Origin of the sequence: Mycolicibacter sinensis, from assembly GCF_001673565.1 — a bacterium.
GTDB lineage: Bacteria > Actinomycetota > Actinomycetes > Mycobacteriales > Mycobacteriaceae > Mycobacterium > Mycobacterium sinense_C.
This window is the reverse complement of record NZ_LZMF01000037.1, coordinates 84,390-97,182: the sequence shown is the minus strand read 5'-3', so window position 1 is coordinate 97,182 and position 12,793 is coordinate 84,390. Positions and strand designations below refer to the sequence as shown.

The 12,793-nt window shown below is 68.7% G+C and carries 16 protein-coding genes; 7 read left to right on the top strand and 9 right to left on the bottom strand.

Annotated elements, in window-relative coordinates; all coding sequences use genetic code 11:
• Positions 1 to 34 precede the first annotated feature (34 nt).
• On the bottom strand, positions 35 to 643 hold the full coding sequence (locus A5648_RS06515; protein WP_065023750.1) for a TetR/AcrR family transcriptional regulator: 609 nt from the start codon (positions 641 to 643) through the stop codon (positions 35 to 37).
• 116 nt (positions 644 to 759) lie between these two features.
• Here A5648_RS06515 and A5648_RS06510 point away from each other — a divergent pair, with 116 nt between their 5' ends.
• Positions 760 to 2,094 (top strand): cytochrome P450, encoded by a 1,335-nt coding sequence (locus A5648_RS06510; RefSeq protein WP_065023749.1) that lies wholly within the window; start codon positions 760 to 762, stop codon positions 2,092 to 2,094.
• Positions 2,095 to 2,170: 76 nt separating this feature from the next.
• On the opposite strand, the gene msrA is transcribed toward A5648_RS06510, so the two are convergent.
• Genes msrA through A5648_RS06480 form a run of 6 tightly spaced genes read right to left on the bottom strand, consistent with a single transcriptional unit; the run spans position 2,171 to position 7,001 of the window.
• On the bottom strand, positions 2,171 to 2,674 hold the full coding sequence (gene msrA / locus A5648_RS06505) for a peptide-methionine (S)-S-oxide reductase MsrA (protein ID WP_065023748.1): 504 nt from the start codon (positions 2,672 to 2,674) through the stop codon (positions 2,171 to 2,173).
• Positions 2,675 to 2,692: 18 nt separating this feature from the next.
• Positions 2,693 to 3,850: a cytochrome P450 gene (locus tag A5648_RS06500; protein ID WP_065023747.1), complete on the bottom strand. Its 1,158-nt coding sequence runs from the start codon at positions 3,848 to 3,850 to the stop codon at positions 2,693 to 2,695.
• A gap of 5 nt (positions 3,851 to 3,855) precedes the next feature.
• A complete protein-coding gene (locus tag A5648_RS06495; protein ID WP_065023746.1) occupies positions 3,856 to 4,968 on the bottom strand; it encodes an alpha/beta fold hydrolase in 1,113 nt (370 codons plus the stop codon).
• Positions 4,969 to 4,984: 16 nt separating this feature from the next.
• Positions 4,985 to 5,623, bottom strand: a complete 639-nt coding sequence (locus A5648_RS06490; RefSeq protein ID WP_065023745.1) for a TetR/AcrR family transcriptional regulator — start codon at positions 5,621 to 5,623, stop codon at positions 4,985 to 4,987.
• A complete protein-coding gene (locus tag A5648_RS06485; RefSeq protein ID WP_065023744.1) occupies positions 5,620 to 6,450 on the bottom strand; it encodes an enoyl-CoA hydratase/isomerase family protein in 831 nt (276 codons plus the stop codon). The genes A5648_RS06490 and A5648_RS06485 overlap by 4 nt, the downstream gene beginning before the upstream one ends.
• Positions 6,451 to 6,461: 11 nt before the next feature.
• Positions 6,462 to 7,001, bottom strand: a complete 540-nt coding sequence (locus tag A5648_RS06480) for a VOC family protein (protein ID WP_065023743.1) — start codon at positions 6,999 to 7,001, stop codon at positions 6,462 to 6,464.
• A 122-nt stretch (positions 7,002 to 7,123) separates the two neighbouring features.
• Here A5648_RS06480 and A5648_RS06475 point away from each other — a divergent pair, with 122 nt between their 5' ends.
• Genes A5648_RS06475 through A5648_RS06465 form a run of 3 tightly spaced genes read left to right on the top strand, consistent with a single transcriptional unit; the run spans position 7,124 to position 9,029 of the window.
• Complete coding sequence (locus tag A5648_RS06475; RefSeq protein ID WP_065023742.1) at positions 7,124 to 7,630, top strand: nuclear transport factor 2 family protein; 507 nt, start codon at positions 7,124 to 7,126, stop codon at positions 7,628 to 7,630.
• Positions 7,627 to 8,652, top strand: coding sequence for an NAD-dependent epimerase/dehydratase family protein (locus A5648_RS06470; RefSeq protein WP_065023741.1), 1,026 nt, complete (start codon positions 7,627 to 7,629; stop codon positions 8,650 to 8,652). Before A5648_RS06475 ends, A5648_RS06470 begins: the two co-directional genes overlap by 4 nt.
• Positions 8,649 to 9,029: a DUF427 domain-containing protein gene (locus A5648_RS06465; RefSeq protein ID WP_065023740.1), complete on the top strand. Its 381-nt coding sequence runs from the start codon at positions 8,649 to 8,651 to the stop codon at positions 9,027 to 9,029. The genes A5648_RS06470 and A5648_RS06465 overlap by 4 nt, the downstream gene beginning before the upstream one ends.
• On the opposite strand, the gene A5648_RS06460 is transcribed toward A5648_RS06465, so the two are convergent.
• On the bottom strand, positions 9,026 to 9,418 hold the full coding sequence (locus tag A5648_RS06460) for a nuclear transport factor 2 family protein (RefSeq protein ID WP_065023739.1): 393 nt from the start codon (positions 9,416 to 9,418) through the stop codon (positions 9,026 to 9,028). The two genes, A5648_RS06465 and A5648_RS06460, sit on opposite strands and share 4 nt — an antisense overlap.
• Before the next feature lie 64 nt (positions 9,419 to 9,482).
• Here A5648_RS06460 and A5648_RS06455 point away from each other — a divergent pair, with 64 nt between their 5' ends.
• Positions 9,483 to 10,397, top strand: coding sequence for a DNA-3-methyladenine glycosylase family protein (locus A5648_RS06455; RefSeq protein WP_065023836.1), 915 nt, complete (start codon positions 9,483 to 9,485; stop codon positions 10,395 to 10,397).
• Here the strand turns inward: A5648_RS06455 and A5648_RS06450 are convergent.
• Complete coding sequence (locus tag A5648_RS06450) at positions 10,384 to 10,974, bottom strand: TetR/AcrR family transcriptional regulator (protein ID WP_065023738.1); 591 nt, start codon at positions 10,972 to 10,974, stop codon at positions 10,384 to 10,386. The two genes, A5648_RS06455 and A5648_RS06450, sit on opposite strands and share 14 nt — an antisense overlap.
• A 114-nt stretch (positions 10,975 to 11,088) precedes the next feature.
• Here A5648_RS06450 and A5648_RS06445 point away from each other — a divergent pair, with 114 nt between their 5' ends.
• Positions 11,089 to 11,754, top strand: a complete 666-nt coding sequence (locus A5648_RS06445; protein ID WP_065023737.1) for a TetR/AcrR family transcriptional regulator — start codon at positions 11,089 to 11,091, stop codon at positions 11,752 to 11,754.
• A 62-nt stretch (positions 11,755 to 11,816) separates the two neighbouring features.
• Positions 11,817 to 12,752, top strand: a complete 936-nt coding sequence (locus tag A5648_RS06440; protein ID WP_065023736.1) for a class I SAM-dependent methyltransferase — start codon at positions 11,817 to 11,819, stop codon at positions 12,750 to 12,752.
• The last annotated feature ends 41 nt before the right edge of the window (positions 12,753 to 12,793 follow it).

Sequence of the window (12,793 nt, the reverse complement as noted above, 5' to 3'; positions counted from 1 at the left end):
GATTCTCCGATACGCCTGACGGCTCAACGGTAGATCAGCACCGGGGCCCAAGCAGGGCAATCGACGCATCGACGGCGGGGTCGACGATGGCACCGATGTCGGTGCCGTCCTCGACGGCCAGCGCGGTCAGCTCGCGCAGCCCACCCAGCAGGATCACCGCCAGCGCCGGGCTCAGTCGCGGCAGCTCGGCGCGGCGAAAACCCGGACTGCCGCTGAGCTCGACGAGCAGGTTCGTCATCAGCTCCAGGCCGCGCCGCTGGGCCGGTCGGGCCACCTCGCCCAGCGACGGCAACTCCCGGATCCAGCTCAGCGTGATGGCCGGCCGGGCCCGGATCTGAGCGACGTAGGCCTGCACCGCCTGGCGGATCTGGTCTTGCCAATCGGCATCCGGATCGACCGCGGCGCGAATCCGCTGGGCCAGCGCCTCGTTGTCGGCGCGCAACAGCTCCAGGAAGCACTCCTCCTTGCTGGCGAAGCGGTCGTAGAAGGTGCGCTTGGAGGTGCGCGCGGCACGCACGATGTCGGCGACGGTGCTGGCCCGGTAACCGCGTTCGGCGATCGCCTCGGCCAGCCCGTCGAGCAGCCGGCGCCGGAACAGGTCGGCGGTGCCGGCCGCCTCGCCGTTGGCCACCAGTGTCGTCATCGCCGTGCCTCCCTGCCGCGCCCGCGAACCCTTGCCAGCCGCTGGTACGTAAGGGTACCGTGTCCGGCAAGCGTTTGGTACGCCTCGGTACCACCTGTCGCCCCAGGAGGCAGCCCATGACCCAGACCATCGCCGGCAACAGCACGCACACCACCCCGGCGGTCAACCTGCCGCCGGGGCCGCGGCTGCCCAAGTGGCTCTCGATGTTGCTGTTCACCGCGGACCGGCGCCGGCTGGTGAATCACCTGACCCGGCGCTACGGCGCGTCCTTCACCGTCAACAGCCCGATCTTCGGGCCGACCGTCTTCGTCACCGAACCGGACCTGGCCCGGCAGGTGTTCCTCGCCAACCCCGAGGACCTCGGCAACATCCAGCCGAACCTGTCGCGGATCCTGGGATCGGGCTCGGTCTTCGCGCTCGACGGCGCCGAGCACCGGCGCCGCCGCAACCTGCTGAGCCCGCCGTTCCACGGCAAGAGCGTCCGCGCCTACGAGCAGATCATCGTCGAGGAGACCCTGCGCGAGATCGCGGACTGGCCCACCGGCACACCCTTCGAGACGCTGCTGCCGATGAACCGGATCACCCTCAACGTCATCCTGCGCGCGATCTTCGGGGCCGAAGGCGCCGAACTGGATCAGCTGCGGGTCGACCTGCCCAAGTGGGTGACGCTGGGTTCGCGGCTGGTGACCTTGCCGATGCCGGCCCGCACCTTCGGGCGATACACGCCGTGGGGGAAGTTGGCCGCCTGGCGCGCCCAGTACGAGACGATCCTGGACAAGCTGATCGACGACGTGCGCGCGGACCCGAACTTCGAGAACCGCACCGACGTGCTCACCCTGCTGCTGAGCAGCACCTACGACGACGGTACGGCGATGACCCGCAAAGAGATCGGCGACGAGTTGCTGACTCTGCTGGCGGCCGGCCATGAGACCACGGCCTCGACCATGGCCTGGGTCTTCGAACGGCTGAGCCGCTACCCGAACCTGCTCAACGAGCTCACCGCCGAAGCCGACGGGGACGCCAACACGTTGCGGCGCGCCAGTATTCGGGAAGTGCAACGCGTGCGCACCGTGATCGACTTCGCCGGCCGGCACGTCTACGCGTCCAGCATCCAGATCGGCGAATGGGTGATTCCGCGCGGCTACGGCGTCATCGTCGGGATCAACCAGATCCACCAGAACCCGCAAGCGTTCCCCGATCCGGAGCGCTTCGACCCGCATCGCTACCTCGACGGCAGCCCGTCGGCGTTCGAGTGGCTGCCCTACGGTGGCGGCAGTCGACGCTGCCCGGGGTCGACGTTCGCCAACCTGGAGATGGACCTCGTGCTGCGAACGGTATTGCGGCACTTCACCATCGAGCCCACCACCGAGCCGGGGGAGAAGTATCACGGCCGCGGCGTGGCCTTCACTCCGAAGAACGGCGGGCGGATCACCGTGCGGCGGCGAGACTAGGGCCGCCCCCTCGCCGAGAAGACGTGAAAGCCCCTAAAACGGGCGCCAAATGGGGGCTTTCACGTCTGCTCGCCGGCTATGTCTGGCGCTGCAGCTGCCAGTCCGGCCGGATGTAGTGGCAGGTGTAGCCGTTCGGGTACCGCTCCAAATAATCCTGGTGCTCGGGCTCGGCCTCCCAGAAGTCACCGGCCGGGCTGACCTCGGTCACCACCTTGCCCGGCCAGCGCCCGGAGGCCTCCACGTCGGCGATGGTGTCCAGCGCGATCTGGCGCTGCTCGTCGTCGAGGTAGAAGATCGCCGACCGGTAGCTGGGCCCGATGTCATTGCCCTGCCGGTTGCGGGTGGTCGGGTCGTGGATGGCGAAGAAGAACTCCAGCAGACTGCGGTAGTCGGTGGCGGCCGGGTCGTAGCTGATCTCGATGGCCTCGGCGTGGTTGCCGTGGTTGCGGTAGGTGGCGTTGGGTACCTCGCCGCCGGTGTAGCCGACTCGGGTGGACACCACGCCGGGTTGCTTGCGGATCAGATCCTGCATGCCCCAGAAGCAGCCGCCGGCCAGGATCGCTCTCGGGTAATCGGTCATGCCCCTGATTATCCCGGCTCAGCCGGCGCTCGCCAGTGGATAGGAGCGATAGCTGGTCAGCACCGCGCTCGGTTCGCGCCGCGGCGCCGCGAGCGCGGTCAACTCCGGGAAGCGGTCGAATAGGGCGAGCAGGCCCGACCGGATCTGCATGCGGGCCAGCGGGGCGCCCAGGCAGACATGCGGGCCGAACCCGAAGCCCAGGTGGCCGGTCTGCGGCCGGGCCAGATCGAGCCGGTCGGGATCGGCGAACACCGCCGGGTCCCGGTTGGCGGCCGCCAAGCCGAGCAGGATCGGGGCACCGGGGTCGATCACGGCGTCACCCACGTCGATCGGAGCTTCGGCCACCCGGGAGATCATCTGGGCCGGGCTGATCAGCCGGACCAGCTCATCGACGGCGTGCGGGGCGGCCAGCAGCTGCCGTTGCCCGGGGTTGTCGATCAGCAGCGCCACCGCCCCGGTGAGCACGGCGGTGGTGGTGTCGTGCCCGGCCGAGAGCAGGAAGATGGCGTTGTGCAGCAGTTCGTCATCCGAGAGCGGCAGGCCGCTGGTGGCCACCACCGACAGCAGGTCATGGCCGGGGTCGGTGCGGCGCAGCTCCAGTAGGTCGGCGAGCAGGGCCTTCATCCCGGCGGCGGCGTCGTCGGCGGCGGTGAACACCGAGCGGGGTGCGGCCGGTTCCAGGGCGCCGATGAGTGCCATCGACCAGGCCGCCATATTGTCCAGTTCGCTGTCGGGAACCCCCAGCAGGGTGGCGATCATCCCCAGCGGCAACGGTTTGGCGAACTCGGCCACCAGGTCGAACCCTCCCGCGTCCAGCCCGGCCGCCAATTGCCTTGCCCGGGCGGCGACTTGCGGTTCGAAGGAGGCCAGCGCCCGCGGGGTGAACGCCCGCGACAGCGGGGCCCGCAGCCGGCGGTGATCGTCGCCGGAGCGGTAGAACAGGTTGTGCTCCACATGGGTCAGATACGGCCGAGAAGGATCGAGTTTGCCGCGGTACAGGTTTCGCCGGTCGGTGCCGGCCCGTTCGTCGCGCAGCATCGCCAGCACGTCGGCGTAGCGGGTGAGCACCCACAGTCCCTGACGGTTGTGGTGCACCGGGTCGGCGTTGGCGAACCGGCGCTGGTACGCCAGCGGATCGGCATGCAGCTCCGGATCGCGGAAGTCGAAGTCGAGCATGCCCGTCAGGTGCGTTCCGCGATCCAGGACGCCACCAGGTCCGCGCAGACGCCGCGGCTGTCCGCCGGCTGCTGCAGGTAGTGGTCGCCGGCGATGAAATGCAGTTGTTTGTCGGTGCTGGCCAGCGAGTCGTGGATGTGGTGGGCGTCGCTGGGGAACACGCCGGTGTCAGAGGTGCCCTGAATAACCAAGGACGGCAACGTGATCCGGCCCAGGTGCGGGGCGCCCTGGCAGAACGAGGTCTGCAGGCTCCACATCGACAACCAGGTCCGCAGCGTGCAGTGCGCGGCGATGTTGTACGGCGCGCGGTTGGCCCGCCGCGGATCCCCCAGGTAGCACTGGTTCAGCGGGCGGTCCGAGGGGTCGAGCGCGGGGTCCAGGTAGCGCAGGTCGGCCCAGACCCGATGCACCGAGAAGGACCGGTCGTAGGTCCCGGCCGCCTTCAGCCGGGTCAACTCGGCCTGCGCCCAGGCGGTGATCCGGTCGTTGCGGTCCCGCTGGGCCTGGCGGTAGCGGGCGACGAATTCCGGGGTGTAGGGCGGCGGGTTCTGCTCGGCGTACATGTCCAGGGCCGGATCGCAGGACAGCGGATCGGATTCGTCGGTCACCGACGGGTCGATCCACGCCGTCAGCACCTCCGGGCGCCCGGCGTGCGCCTGGGTGGACACATACAGGTCGCCGGGCGGCAGCGCGTTGACCGCATCGGGCACCGGCCCGCCGCCGACTGCGGTGATGTGCGGGTCGACGGCCTGCGACTGGTAGGCCGCCATCAGCGATCCGCCGCCGGAGTTGCCCAGCAGCACCACCACCTCGACACCGGCCTGCTCGCGCAGCCAGGCCACCCCGGCGGCGATGTCCAGCAGGGCGTGTTCGAGCAGGAACAGCGACTCGCCACTGCGATACCGGGTGTTCCAGCCGAGAAACCCGTAACCGCGTTCGGCCAGCAGCGGCGCCAGGTAATGCTCGGCGAAGTCGACGTTGTAGTGGCTGGCGATGACCGCCACCTTCGGCGTGACGCCGGCCGGGGTCCAGTACAGGCCCTGCGCCGGGTGATAGCCGGCCGGGTTCACCGCTCCCGATGCCGAAGTGAGCGAAACGAATTCACGCGTTACCGCCACTGCACTACTCCTTTGGTCAGGGTCCGTCACCGCGCCAGCTCACCGAGCGGTACCAGGTGTCGGTGAGCGTCTTGATCGCCGCCTCGTCGTCGAGTTCGCGGCCGGCCACGTCGCCGCCGGCCACCAGCCAGATGTAGGTGAAGTGGTTGAGCATGGCGACGATGGCCGACCCGACCAGCTCCGGGTCCGCATCGGGCGCATAGCCTTTGCGCTGGGCCATCCGCACCGTCTGCGCCACCCAGTCGATCGCGTCGGCGCACATCTCTCGCCAGCGCCGGGCGAACTCGTCGTTGATCATCGCCAGCTGGAAGACCCCGACCATGACCCCGCGGTGTTCGCGGTAGGTCTCCCAGTGCGCCCGCACCGATTCCTCGATGATCTGCCGCAGATCCTGGCCCGGGTGCAACGCCTGCACCGCACGGCTTTTGGCCAAGGCCCGGAAGTCCTCGGCCAGCGAGGCCAACAGGTCTTCTTTGGACTCGAAGTAGTGGTAGAACGACGCCGGCGAGCGCCGTGCCGTCGAGGTGATGTCGGTGATCGTCGTCTTGAAGAAACCCTTGGCCGCGATCACCTCGCGTGCCGCCTGCTCCAGACGGGCCTGGGTGTCGCGGCCCCGGACGGTGGGACGGTTGACCGCCGACGTCCCGGGCCTCATGCCGGTTCCGTTGCATGCAGGTCGGCCACCAACTCGGCCAGCCGGCGTTCGCCATCCGGGGTCTGACCTCCGGCGTCGAGGAAGCGTTGCATCGTCGCCGATGCCGCACCGCGGCCGAGCACCCGGGCGAATTCAAAGCGCTCCACCGCCAGGCCCGCGGCGACATCCGGGGCGGCCAGGGTGGCCTTGACTGCGGCGATGTCCGCCAACGGTACCGACGCGACGCGCGCCACCAACCGGTCCAGGAACGGCGCGAGGTCGGCTGCGTCCAGGGCCCGGTTGACCAGCCCGTAGCGTTCGGCCAGCTCGGCGTCCAGATCGTCGTGGCCGAGGATGACCTCCAGTGCCCGGCCCCGCCCCAGCAGCCGATGCAGGTGTTGTGGACCTGAACCGGCCGGAATGACCCCAATCCCGGTCTCGACCTGGTTGAACACCGCCCGGCCGGTGACCGCGAACCGCACATCGAGGTTGACCAGCAGCTCCATCCCGCCGCCGGCCACCCGCCCGGCGACCACTCCGATGGTGACCTGGTCGAGCGCCCGGAACGCGCCGACCAGGTCCTGGAACGAGCCGACCGCGGCTTCGGGGTCCGTCGCCGACGCCTGCAACAGCGCCAGGTCGACGTGGGCGATGAAGAAGTCCGGGTTGGCGCTTTCCAGCACTACTACCCGGACGTGATCGCCCGCGGCCCGCAGCCATTTCACCAGCCGCCACAGGTCGCCCATCATTGCGGCGTCCATCAGGTTGATCTCGCCGTGGTCGATGAGTACCCGGGCCACCGGCCCGTCCTGGGTGACGGTGAGTGTCGTCAGCGAATCGAGGCCCATGGGTGGCCTGCTCAGCCGAGCTGGGTGGTGGTCGAGCTTGATGTGACCACCTTGGGGTCGGCCGCCCGCTCGGTGCTGGTCAACAGCGCCAACGCCTGCTTGCGGTCGGGCTCGAAACCGGGTGTGTCCCGGCACAATTCGACCATGATGCCGTTGGGGTCCAGGTAGTACAGCGAGTGGCACCAGCCGTGGTCGACGTCCATCAACGCCTTGACCCCGGCCGCGTCCATCCGGGCCCGGACTTCGTTCTGCTTCTCCTCGGTGGCTCGGAAGGCCACGTGGTTCACCCACACCGGCAGGCCGTTCGGGCGGGACAACGAGCTCGACCAGTCGGGTTTCTCCCCGACGCCGTGCAGGTCGAAGAACGCGATGCACGAGCCGTCGCCGAGGTCGTAGAACACGTGCCGGAAGTAGCCGTCCTGCAGGCGTTCAACCTCGGTGTGCACCAGCGGGAACCCCAACAGGTCCTCGTAGAAATGATGAGTCGCTTCCAGGTCGGCGCAGGCGTAGGCCGCGTGGTGCAGGCCGACGGCCGGTTTGCTGGGCGTCACGGGGGATCTCCTCCTGGCCGGGTCGGGGCGACGGCGTCACCGTAACACCGATCCGAATATAAACCCAGATTCGAATGTGGGCCCTCTCGACAACATCGCTAGAACGTGTTCTAGTTCTTGGCATGTCGAACCCGCAGTTCAGCCGCGCGGAGCTCGCGGCAGCATTCGAGATCTTCGAGCAGACCGTCGCCCGGGCCGCCGAGACCAAGGACTGGGACGCTTGGGTGAGCCACTACACCCCCGACGTCACCTACGTCGAGCACGCCATGGGCACCATGCACGGCCGCGATGAGGTGCGGCCCTGGATTCGCCAGACCATGTCGACGTTCCCGGGCAGCTACATGACCGAGTTCCCGGCGCTGTGGTCGGTGATCGACGAGGACAGCGGACGCATCATCTGCGAACTGGACAATCCGATGCGCGATCCCGGCGACGGCACCGTCATCAGCGCCACCAACATCTCGATCATCACCTACGCCGGCGACGGGCTGTGGAGCCGTCAAGAGGACATCTACAACCCGCTGCGCTTCGTCGCCGCGACGATGAAGTGGTGTCGCAAGGCCCAAGAGCTGGGCACCCTCGATGACGAGGCCGCGGCCTGGATGAAGCAGTTCGGAGGTAATGCGTGAACGCCCATCCCAAGCTCGTCATCGGCGCCAACGGCTTCCTCGGCTCGCACGTCACCCGCCAGCTCGTCGACGCCGGAGAGGACGTGCGGGTGATGGTGCGTCCGACCGCCAACACCATCGGCATCGACGATCTCGACGTCACCCGGTTCCACGGCGACGTCTTCGACTCCGCCACCCTGCGTGAAGCGATGACCGGCTGTGACGACATCTACTACTGCGTCGTCGACACCCGGGCCTGGCTGCGTGACCCGGCCCCGCTGTTCCGCACCAACGTCGAAGGCCTGCGCAACGTGCTCGATGTGGCGATCGAAGAGCCGATCGCGGCCGGCCTGCGCCGATTCGTATTCACCAGCAGCTATGTCACCGTCGGCCGTCGGCACGGGCACGTCGCCACCGAGGCCGACCAGATCGACCGCCGCCGCCTCACCCCCTACGTGCAGTCCCGGGTGCAGGCCGAAGACCTGGTGCTGCGCTATGCGGCCGACGCCGGCCTGCCGGCGGTGGCGATGTGCGTATCGAGCACCTACGGCGACGGCGACTGGGGCCGCACCCCGCACGGCGCGTTCATCGCCGGCGCCGTCTACGGCCGACTGCCGTTCGTGATGGACGGCATCCGGCTGGAGGCCGTCGGAGTCGACGACGCGGCGCAGGCGCTGATCCTGGCCGCCGCGCACGGCCGTAACGGGGAGCGGTATCTGATCTCCGAGCGCATGATCACCAACGCCGAGATCATCGCGATCGCGGCCGACGAGGCCGGGGTGCCGCCGCCGGCGCGGTCGATCTCGGTGCCGATGCTCTATGCCCTGGGCGCGCTGGGCGCGCTGAAGGCCCGGCTCGGCGGCAAGGACGCCGAGCTGTCGCTGAAATCCGTCCGGATGATGCGCGCGGAGTTCGACGTCGACAACGCCAAGGCGGTGCGCGAGCTCGGCTGGAAGCCCCGGCCGGTCGAGGAATCGATCCGGGAGGCGGCGCGTTTCTGGATGAAACTGCGCGCCGCCCGGAAGCGAGGAACCGCCGCATGACCGAACGACCCGTTCACACCCCGACCGCCGAATACCCGATCACCGTGGCCCCGACCGGCCGGCACGTCACCGTGCGCATCGGCGGCGAAGTCATCGCCGACACCGACGCCGCGCTGACCCTGCAGGAATCGACGCACCCTGCGGTGCACTACATCCCGATCGCCGACGTCAGAAGCGATCTGCTGACCCGCACCGAGACCACCAGTTACTGCCCGTTCAAGGGCGATGCCACCTATTACAGCGTGACCACCGCGACCGGACAGACCGTTGCCGATGCGATCTGGACCTATGAGCAGCCGTTCGAGGCGGTCGCCGCGATCGCCGGGCACGTCGCCTTCTACCCGGACAAGGCTGACATCAGCGTCGACGGAACTTAGATTCCCAGCACCTCGGCCGCAAAGCGCGTCTCGGTGTACTCGCGCACCGACACGATCCGGCCGTCGTGGGTGTCGACGATGAACACCAGCGGGCTGTCGTAGTGGCCCCCGTCGGCGGTGACGCAGTCACCCTGCGCTTCGATCACCACGGTCTCGTCCTCGTTGATGCACCGGAGCAGATCCAGGGTGACCTGCAGCCCGCGGCGGCGCTGCTCCACCTCCTGGCGCAAGGTGGCCTTGTCGACCGCCTGGCGGGTCAGGATGCTCCAGTAGGTGAAGTCGTCGCTGACCAGACTGAAGGTCTCGTCCAAGTCGTCGTCGTCGCCACAGATGCCCTGCAGGAACATCCATGCCAATTCCGCTTGCGGATCGTCGAACGGGGTGGCCACTCCCTCATGGTGGCGCGGCGACGCGAACCGGTCAACGTGCAAACGGCGTCCCTATGATGACGTCATCAACAGTTCGCTTCGCCGTACCGTCACCTTCTCCGGGCCGGCCAGCCCAGCACTGACCCTGTCCCCGCTGCGCCGCGGCCCCGGCGATCCCTGCCTGCAGATCGTCGACGGCGCTATCTGGCGGACCAGCCTGATGCCCAGCGGTCCGGTGACCGCGCGGATCACCCGGGCGGCGCCCGGCGCGGTGGACTGCCAGGCGTGGGGCGCCGGCGCCGCGGAGTTCCTCGACGGCTCCCCGGGGTTGTTGGGCGCCGACGACGACACGTCGGGCTTCGCACCGACCGAGCCGACGGTGGCCGCCGCGCACCGGCGCCTGCCGCACCTGCGGCTGGGCCGCACCCAGCGGGTGCTCGAAGCGCTCATCCCGGCCGTCCTGGAACAGCGGGTGCCGGGCACCGATGCGTTCCGGGCCTGGCGGGTGCTGGTCACCGAGTTCGGCGCACCGGCGCCCGGTCCCGCGCCGGTGCGGATGCGGGTGCCGCCGCCGGCCGAGGTGTGGCGGGCCATCCCGTCGTGGAAGTTCCACCGCGCCAACGTCGACGGCGGCCGGGCCCGCACCGTCGTGCGCTGCGCGCAGCGGGCGGCGTCGCTGGAGCGGCTGGTGGACCGGCCGGCAGCCGACGCCCGGGCGGCGCTGATGTCGCTGCCCGGCGTCGGCGTGTGGACTGCGGCCGAGACGGCGCAGCGTGCCTTCGGCGACGCCGACGCGCTGTCGGTCGGCGACTACCACGTCGCGAAGATGATCGGCTGGACGCTGCTCGGCCATCCGATCGACGACGACGCCATGATCGACCTGCTGGAGCCGATGCGCCCGCACCGGCACCGGGTGGTGCGGTTGCTGATCGAGAGCGGGCTGGCCGTCGAACCGCGGCGCGGACCGCGGCTGCCGGTGCAGCGGATCAGCTCGCTGTGAACGGCTGCTTCGGGGTTGCGGTGCTCGCGGCGGCGAACCGGCCCGAGTCGAGGGCCTCGAGCAACTGGCCGGATATCCACTCGATTGCGGCACTGTCGCGCGGCAGCAGCGCCTGTTCGTAACCGACCAGCAGGTACATCGCCCAGCTGGCGAACAGGTGCGCCGGACGCGTCTCGTGCAGGACTTGCAGCGCCGACTCGTACATGATGTCGAAGCGTTGCCGGTCCACCTCGGCCTGCACCGCCTGCACCGCCGGGTCCGCCGAGCTCCAGGCCCGGATCGCGGCCTCCGCGCCGTGCGGCAGTGCCAGGGCGATCTGGATCAGATTGACGATGCGTTCGCGCGGGTCGGGGAGGGCCCGCACGAACTCGACATGCGCGACGGTGCGGGCCTCCAGCCAGTGCTGAATCAGGTCGCGGGTGTAGACCGGCCAACTGGTGAAATAGTGGTAGAACGAGCCCGTCGTCACCCCGAGCCGGTTGCACACCTCGGCCAGCTTCAGGCCGCCGTAGCCCATTTCGGACAGCACATCGAGACCTGTCTCGAAATATGCCTGTCGGGAAAGGACCGCGCCCATAAGTAAACTTTAGTTCGCTAGCGCCTGTGGCGGTACTCATCGCCGGATACAGAAGTTAATGATCGTAATGCAGAATTTACCGACGAGTAACGGGTGCGGTGTCAGAATCTCTCCATGCAGGAAGCCGCGTTTCACCGGCTCGGACGCCCTCGCGGCGCCCGGTCGAATGTGACCCGTGAGCGCATCGTCATCGCCGCCAGCGGCGTCTTCGGGGAGTTCGGTTACCACGCGACGACGTTCCAGGCCGTCGCGGCTCGCGCGCACCTGACCCGGCCGGCGATCAATCACTACTTCGCGAGCAAGCAGCTGCTCTACCAGGCGGTACTGACCCGCAACGAATCGATTCTCGAGCACGCGGTCGGGCTCGCGCGCACCGAAACCGGTCTGATCGCGCGGCTGGCATCGGTGATCTACGCATTCGCCCAACTCGGCGAAGAGGACCGCACGGCCGCGTCATTCGCCGTCACCGCGGTGCTGGACGCGCAGCGTGACCCGGAACTGCGGCTGTTGGTCGGTGATTTGCAGAGCCCCACCCGCGAATTCCTCACCGAGTCGCTCACCGAGGCCATCGCCAGCGGAGAACTCGTCACCGCTGCGACGGTCGCCGACCTGACCGAGACGCTGCTGGCCGTGCTGTGGGGGATCGGGTTCTACATCGCCGCACTCGGCGACCACGACGAGTCGGCCGCGGTCATCGCCTGTATGCAAGCCCTGCTGGGCAATCGGCTCTGGCAGCTTCACCTGCCCGGCGCGCCGGCCCCCGCCGGAAGCGGTGAATAGCTCACCTAACTTTTTCGGTAGCATGGCTTGCGACAACGCCGCCGAACAAGCGAGGTAACCGGATGAGTTCACTGCGTACCCATGACGACACCTGGGACATCGCCACCAGCGTCGGCTCGACGGCGGTGATGGTGGCGGCTGCCCGCGCGGTCGAGAGTGACAGCGCCGATGCGCTGATCGCCGATCCCTACGCCAAACTTCTGGTCGCCAATGCCGGCACCGGCGTGTGGGAAACCCTGCTCAACGAGGCGCTGATCGACAAGCTGGAGTCCGTCGACCCCGAGATCGCCGCGGTGTATCACCACATGCGCAACTACCAGGCGGTCCGCACGCACTTCTTCGACGCCTACTTCGCCGAGGCGGTCGACGCCGGTATCCGCCAAGTGGTGATCCTGGCCTCCGGACTGGACTCGCGGGCCTACCGGCTGGACTGGCCGGCCGGCACCACGGTCTATGAGATCGACCAGCCGAAAGTCCTGGCCTACAAGGAGGCGACACTGGCGGCCCACGACGTGACGCCGGCTGCGCAGCGCCACGCGGTGGCTATCGACCTGCGGCAGGACTGGCCGGCCGCGTTGACCGCCGCCGGCTTCGACCCGGCGGCCCCGACGGCGTGGCTGGCCGAGGGGCTGCTGATGTATCTGCCGGCCGACGGCCAAGACCGGCTCTTCGACCAGATCACCGCGCTCAGCGCCCCCAGCAGCCGGATCGCGGCGGAGACCGCGGCCAACCACGCCGACGAGCGGCGTCAGGAGATGTCGGAGCGGTTCAAGAAGGTCGCCGAGCAGATCGGCCTGGACCAGACCGTGGACGTGCAGGATCTGATCTACCACGACGAGGACCGCGCGGCGGTGTCCGAATGGCTCAACGAGCACGGTTGGCGCGCCACCGCACAACACTCCACCGCGGAGATGCGCCGCCTGGGTCGCTGGGTGGACGTGCCAATGGGCGACGACAGCGATGCGTTCGCGGAGTTCGTCACCGCGGTGCGCAGCTGATCGCAGGACAGGACCGGCCATTCAGCGGTAGGAATGGGGTC

Excerpts from the sequence above, each read along its gene's own strand:
- A5648_RS06515 (WP_065023750.1), bottom strand. The coding sequence starts at position 643 with ATGACGACACTGGTGGCCAACGGCGAGGCGGCCGGCACCGCCGACCTG.
- A5648_RS06510 (WP_065023749.1), top strand. The coding sequence starts at position 760 with ATGACCCAGACCATCGCCGGCAACAGCACGCACACCACCCCGGCGGTC.
- msrA (WP_065023748.1), bottom strand. The coding sequence starts at position 2,674 with ATGACCGATTACCCGAGAGCGATCCTGGCCGGCGGCTGCTTCTGGGGC.
- A5648_RS06500 (WP_065023747.1), bottom strand. The coding sequence starts at position 3,850 with ATGCTCGACTTCGACTTCCGCGATCCGGAGCTGCATGCCGATCCGCTG.
- A5648_RS06490 (WP_065023745.1), bottom strand. The coding sequence starts at position 5,623 with ATGAGGCCCGGGACGTCGGCGGTCAACCGTCCCACCGTCCGGGGCCGC.
- A5648_RS06485 (WP_065023744.1), bottom strand. The coding sequence starts at position 6,450 with ATGGGCCTCGATTCGCTGACGACACTCACCGTCACCCAGGACGGGCCG.
- A5648_RS06475 (WP_065023742.1), top strand. The coding sequence starts at position 7,124 with ATGTCGAACCCGCAGTTCAGCCGCGCGGAGCTCGCGGCAGCATTCGAG.
- A5648_RS06465 (WP_065023740.1), top strand. The coding sequence starts at position 8,649 with ATGACCGAACGACCCGTTCACACCCCGACCGCCGAATACCCGATCACC.
- A5648_RS06450 (WP_065023738.1), bottom strand. The coding sequence starts at position 10,974 with ATGGGCGCGGTCCTTTCCCGACAGGCATATTTCGAGACAGGTCTCGAT.
- A5648_RS06445 (WP_065023737.1), top strand. The coding sequence starts at position 11,089 with ATGCAGGAAGCCGCGTTTCACCGGCTCGGACGCCCTCGCGGCGCCCGG.
- A5648_RS06440 (WP_065023736.1), top strand. The coding sequence starts at position 11,817 with ATGAGTTCACTGCGTACCCATGACGACACCTGGGACATCGCCACCAGC.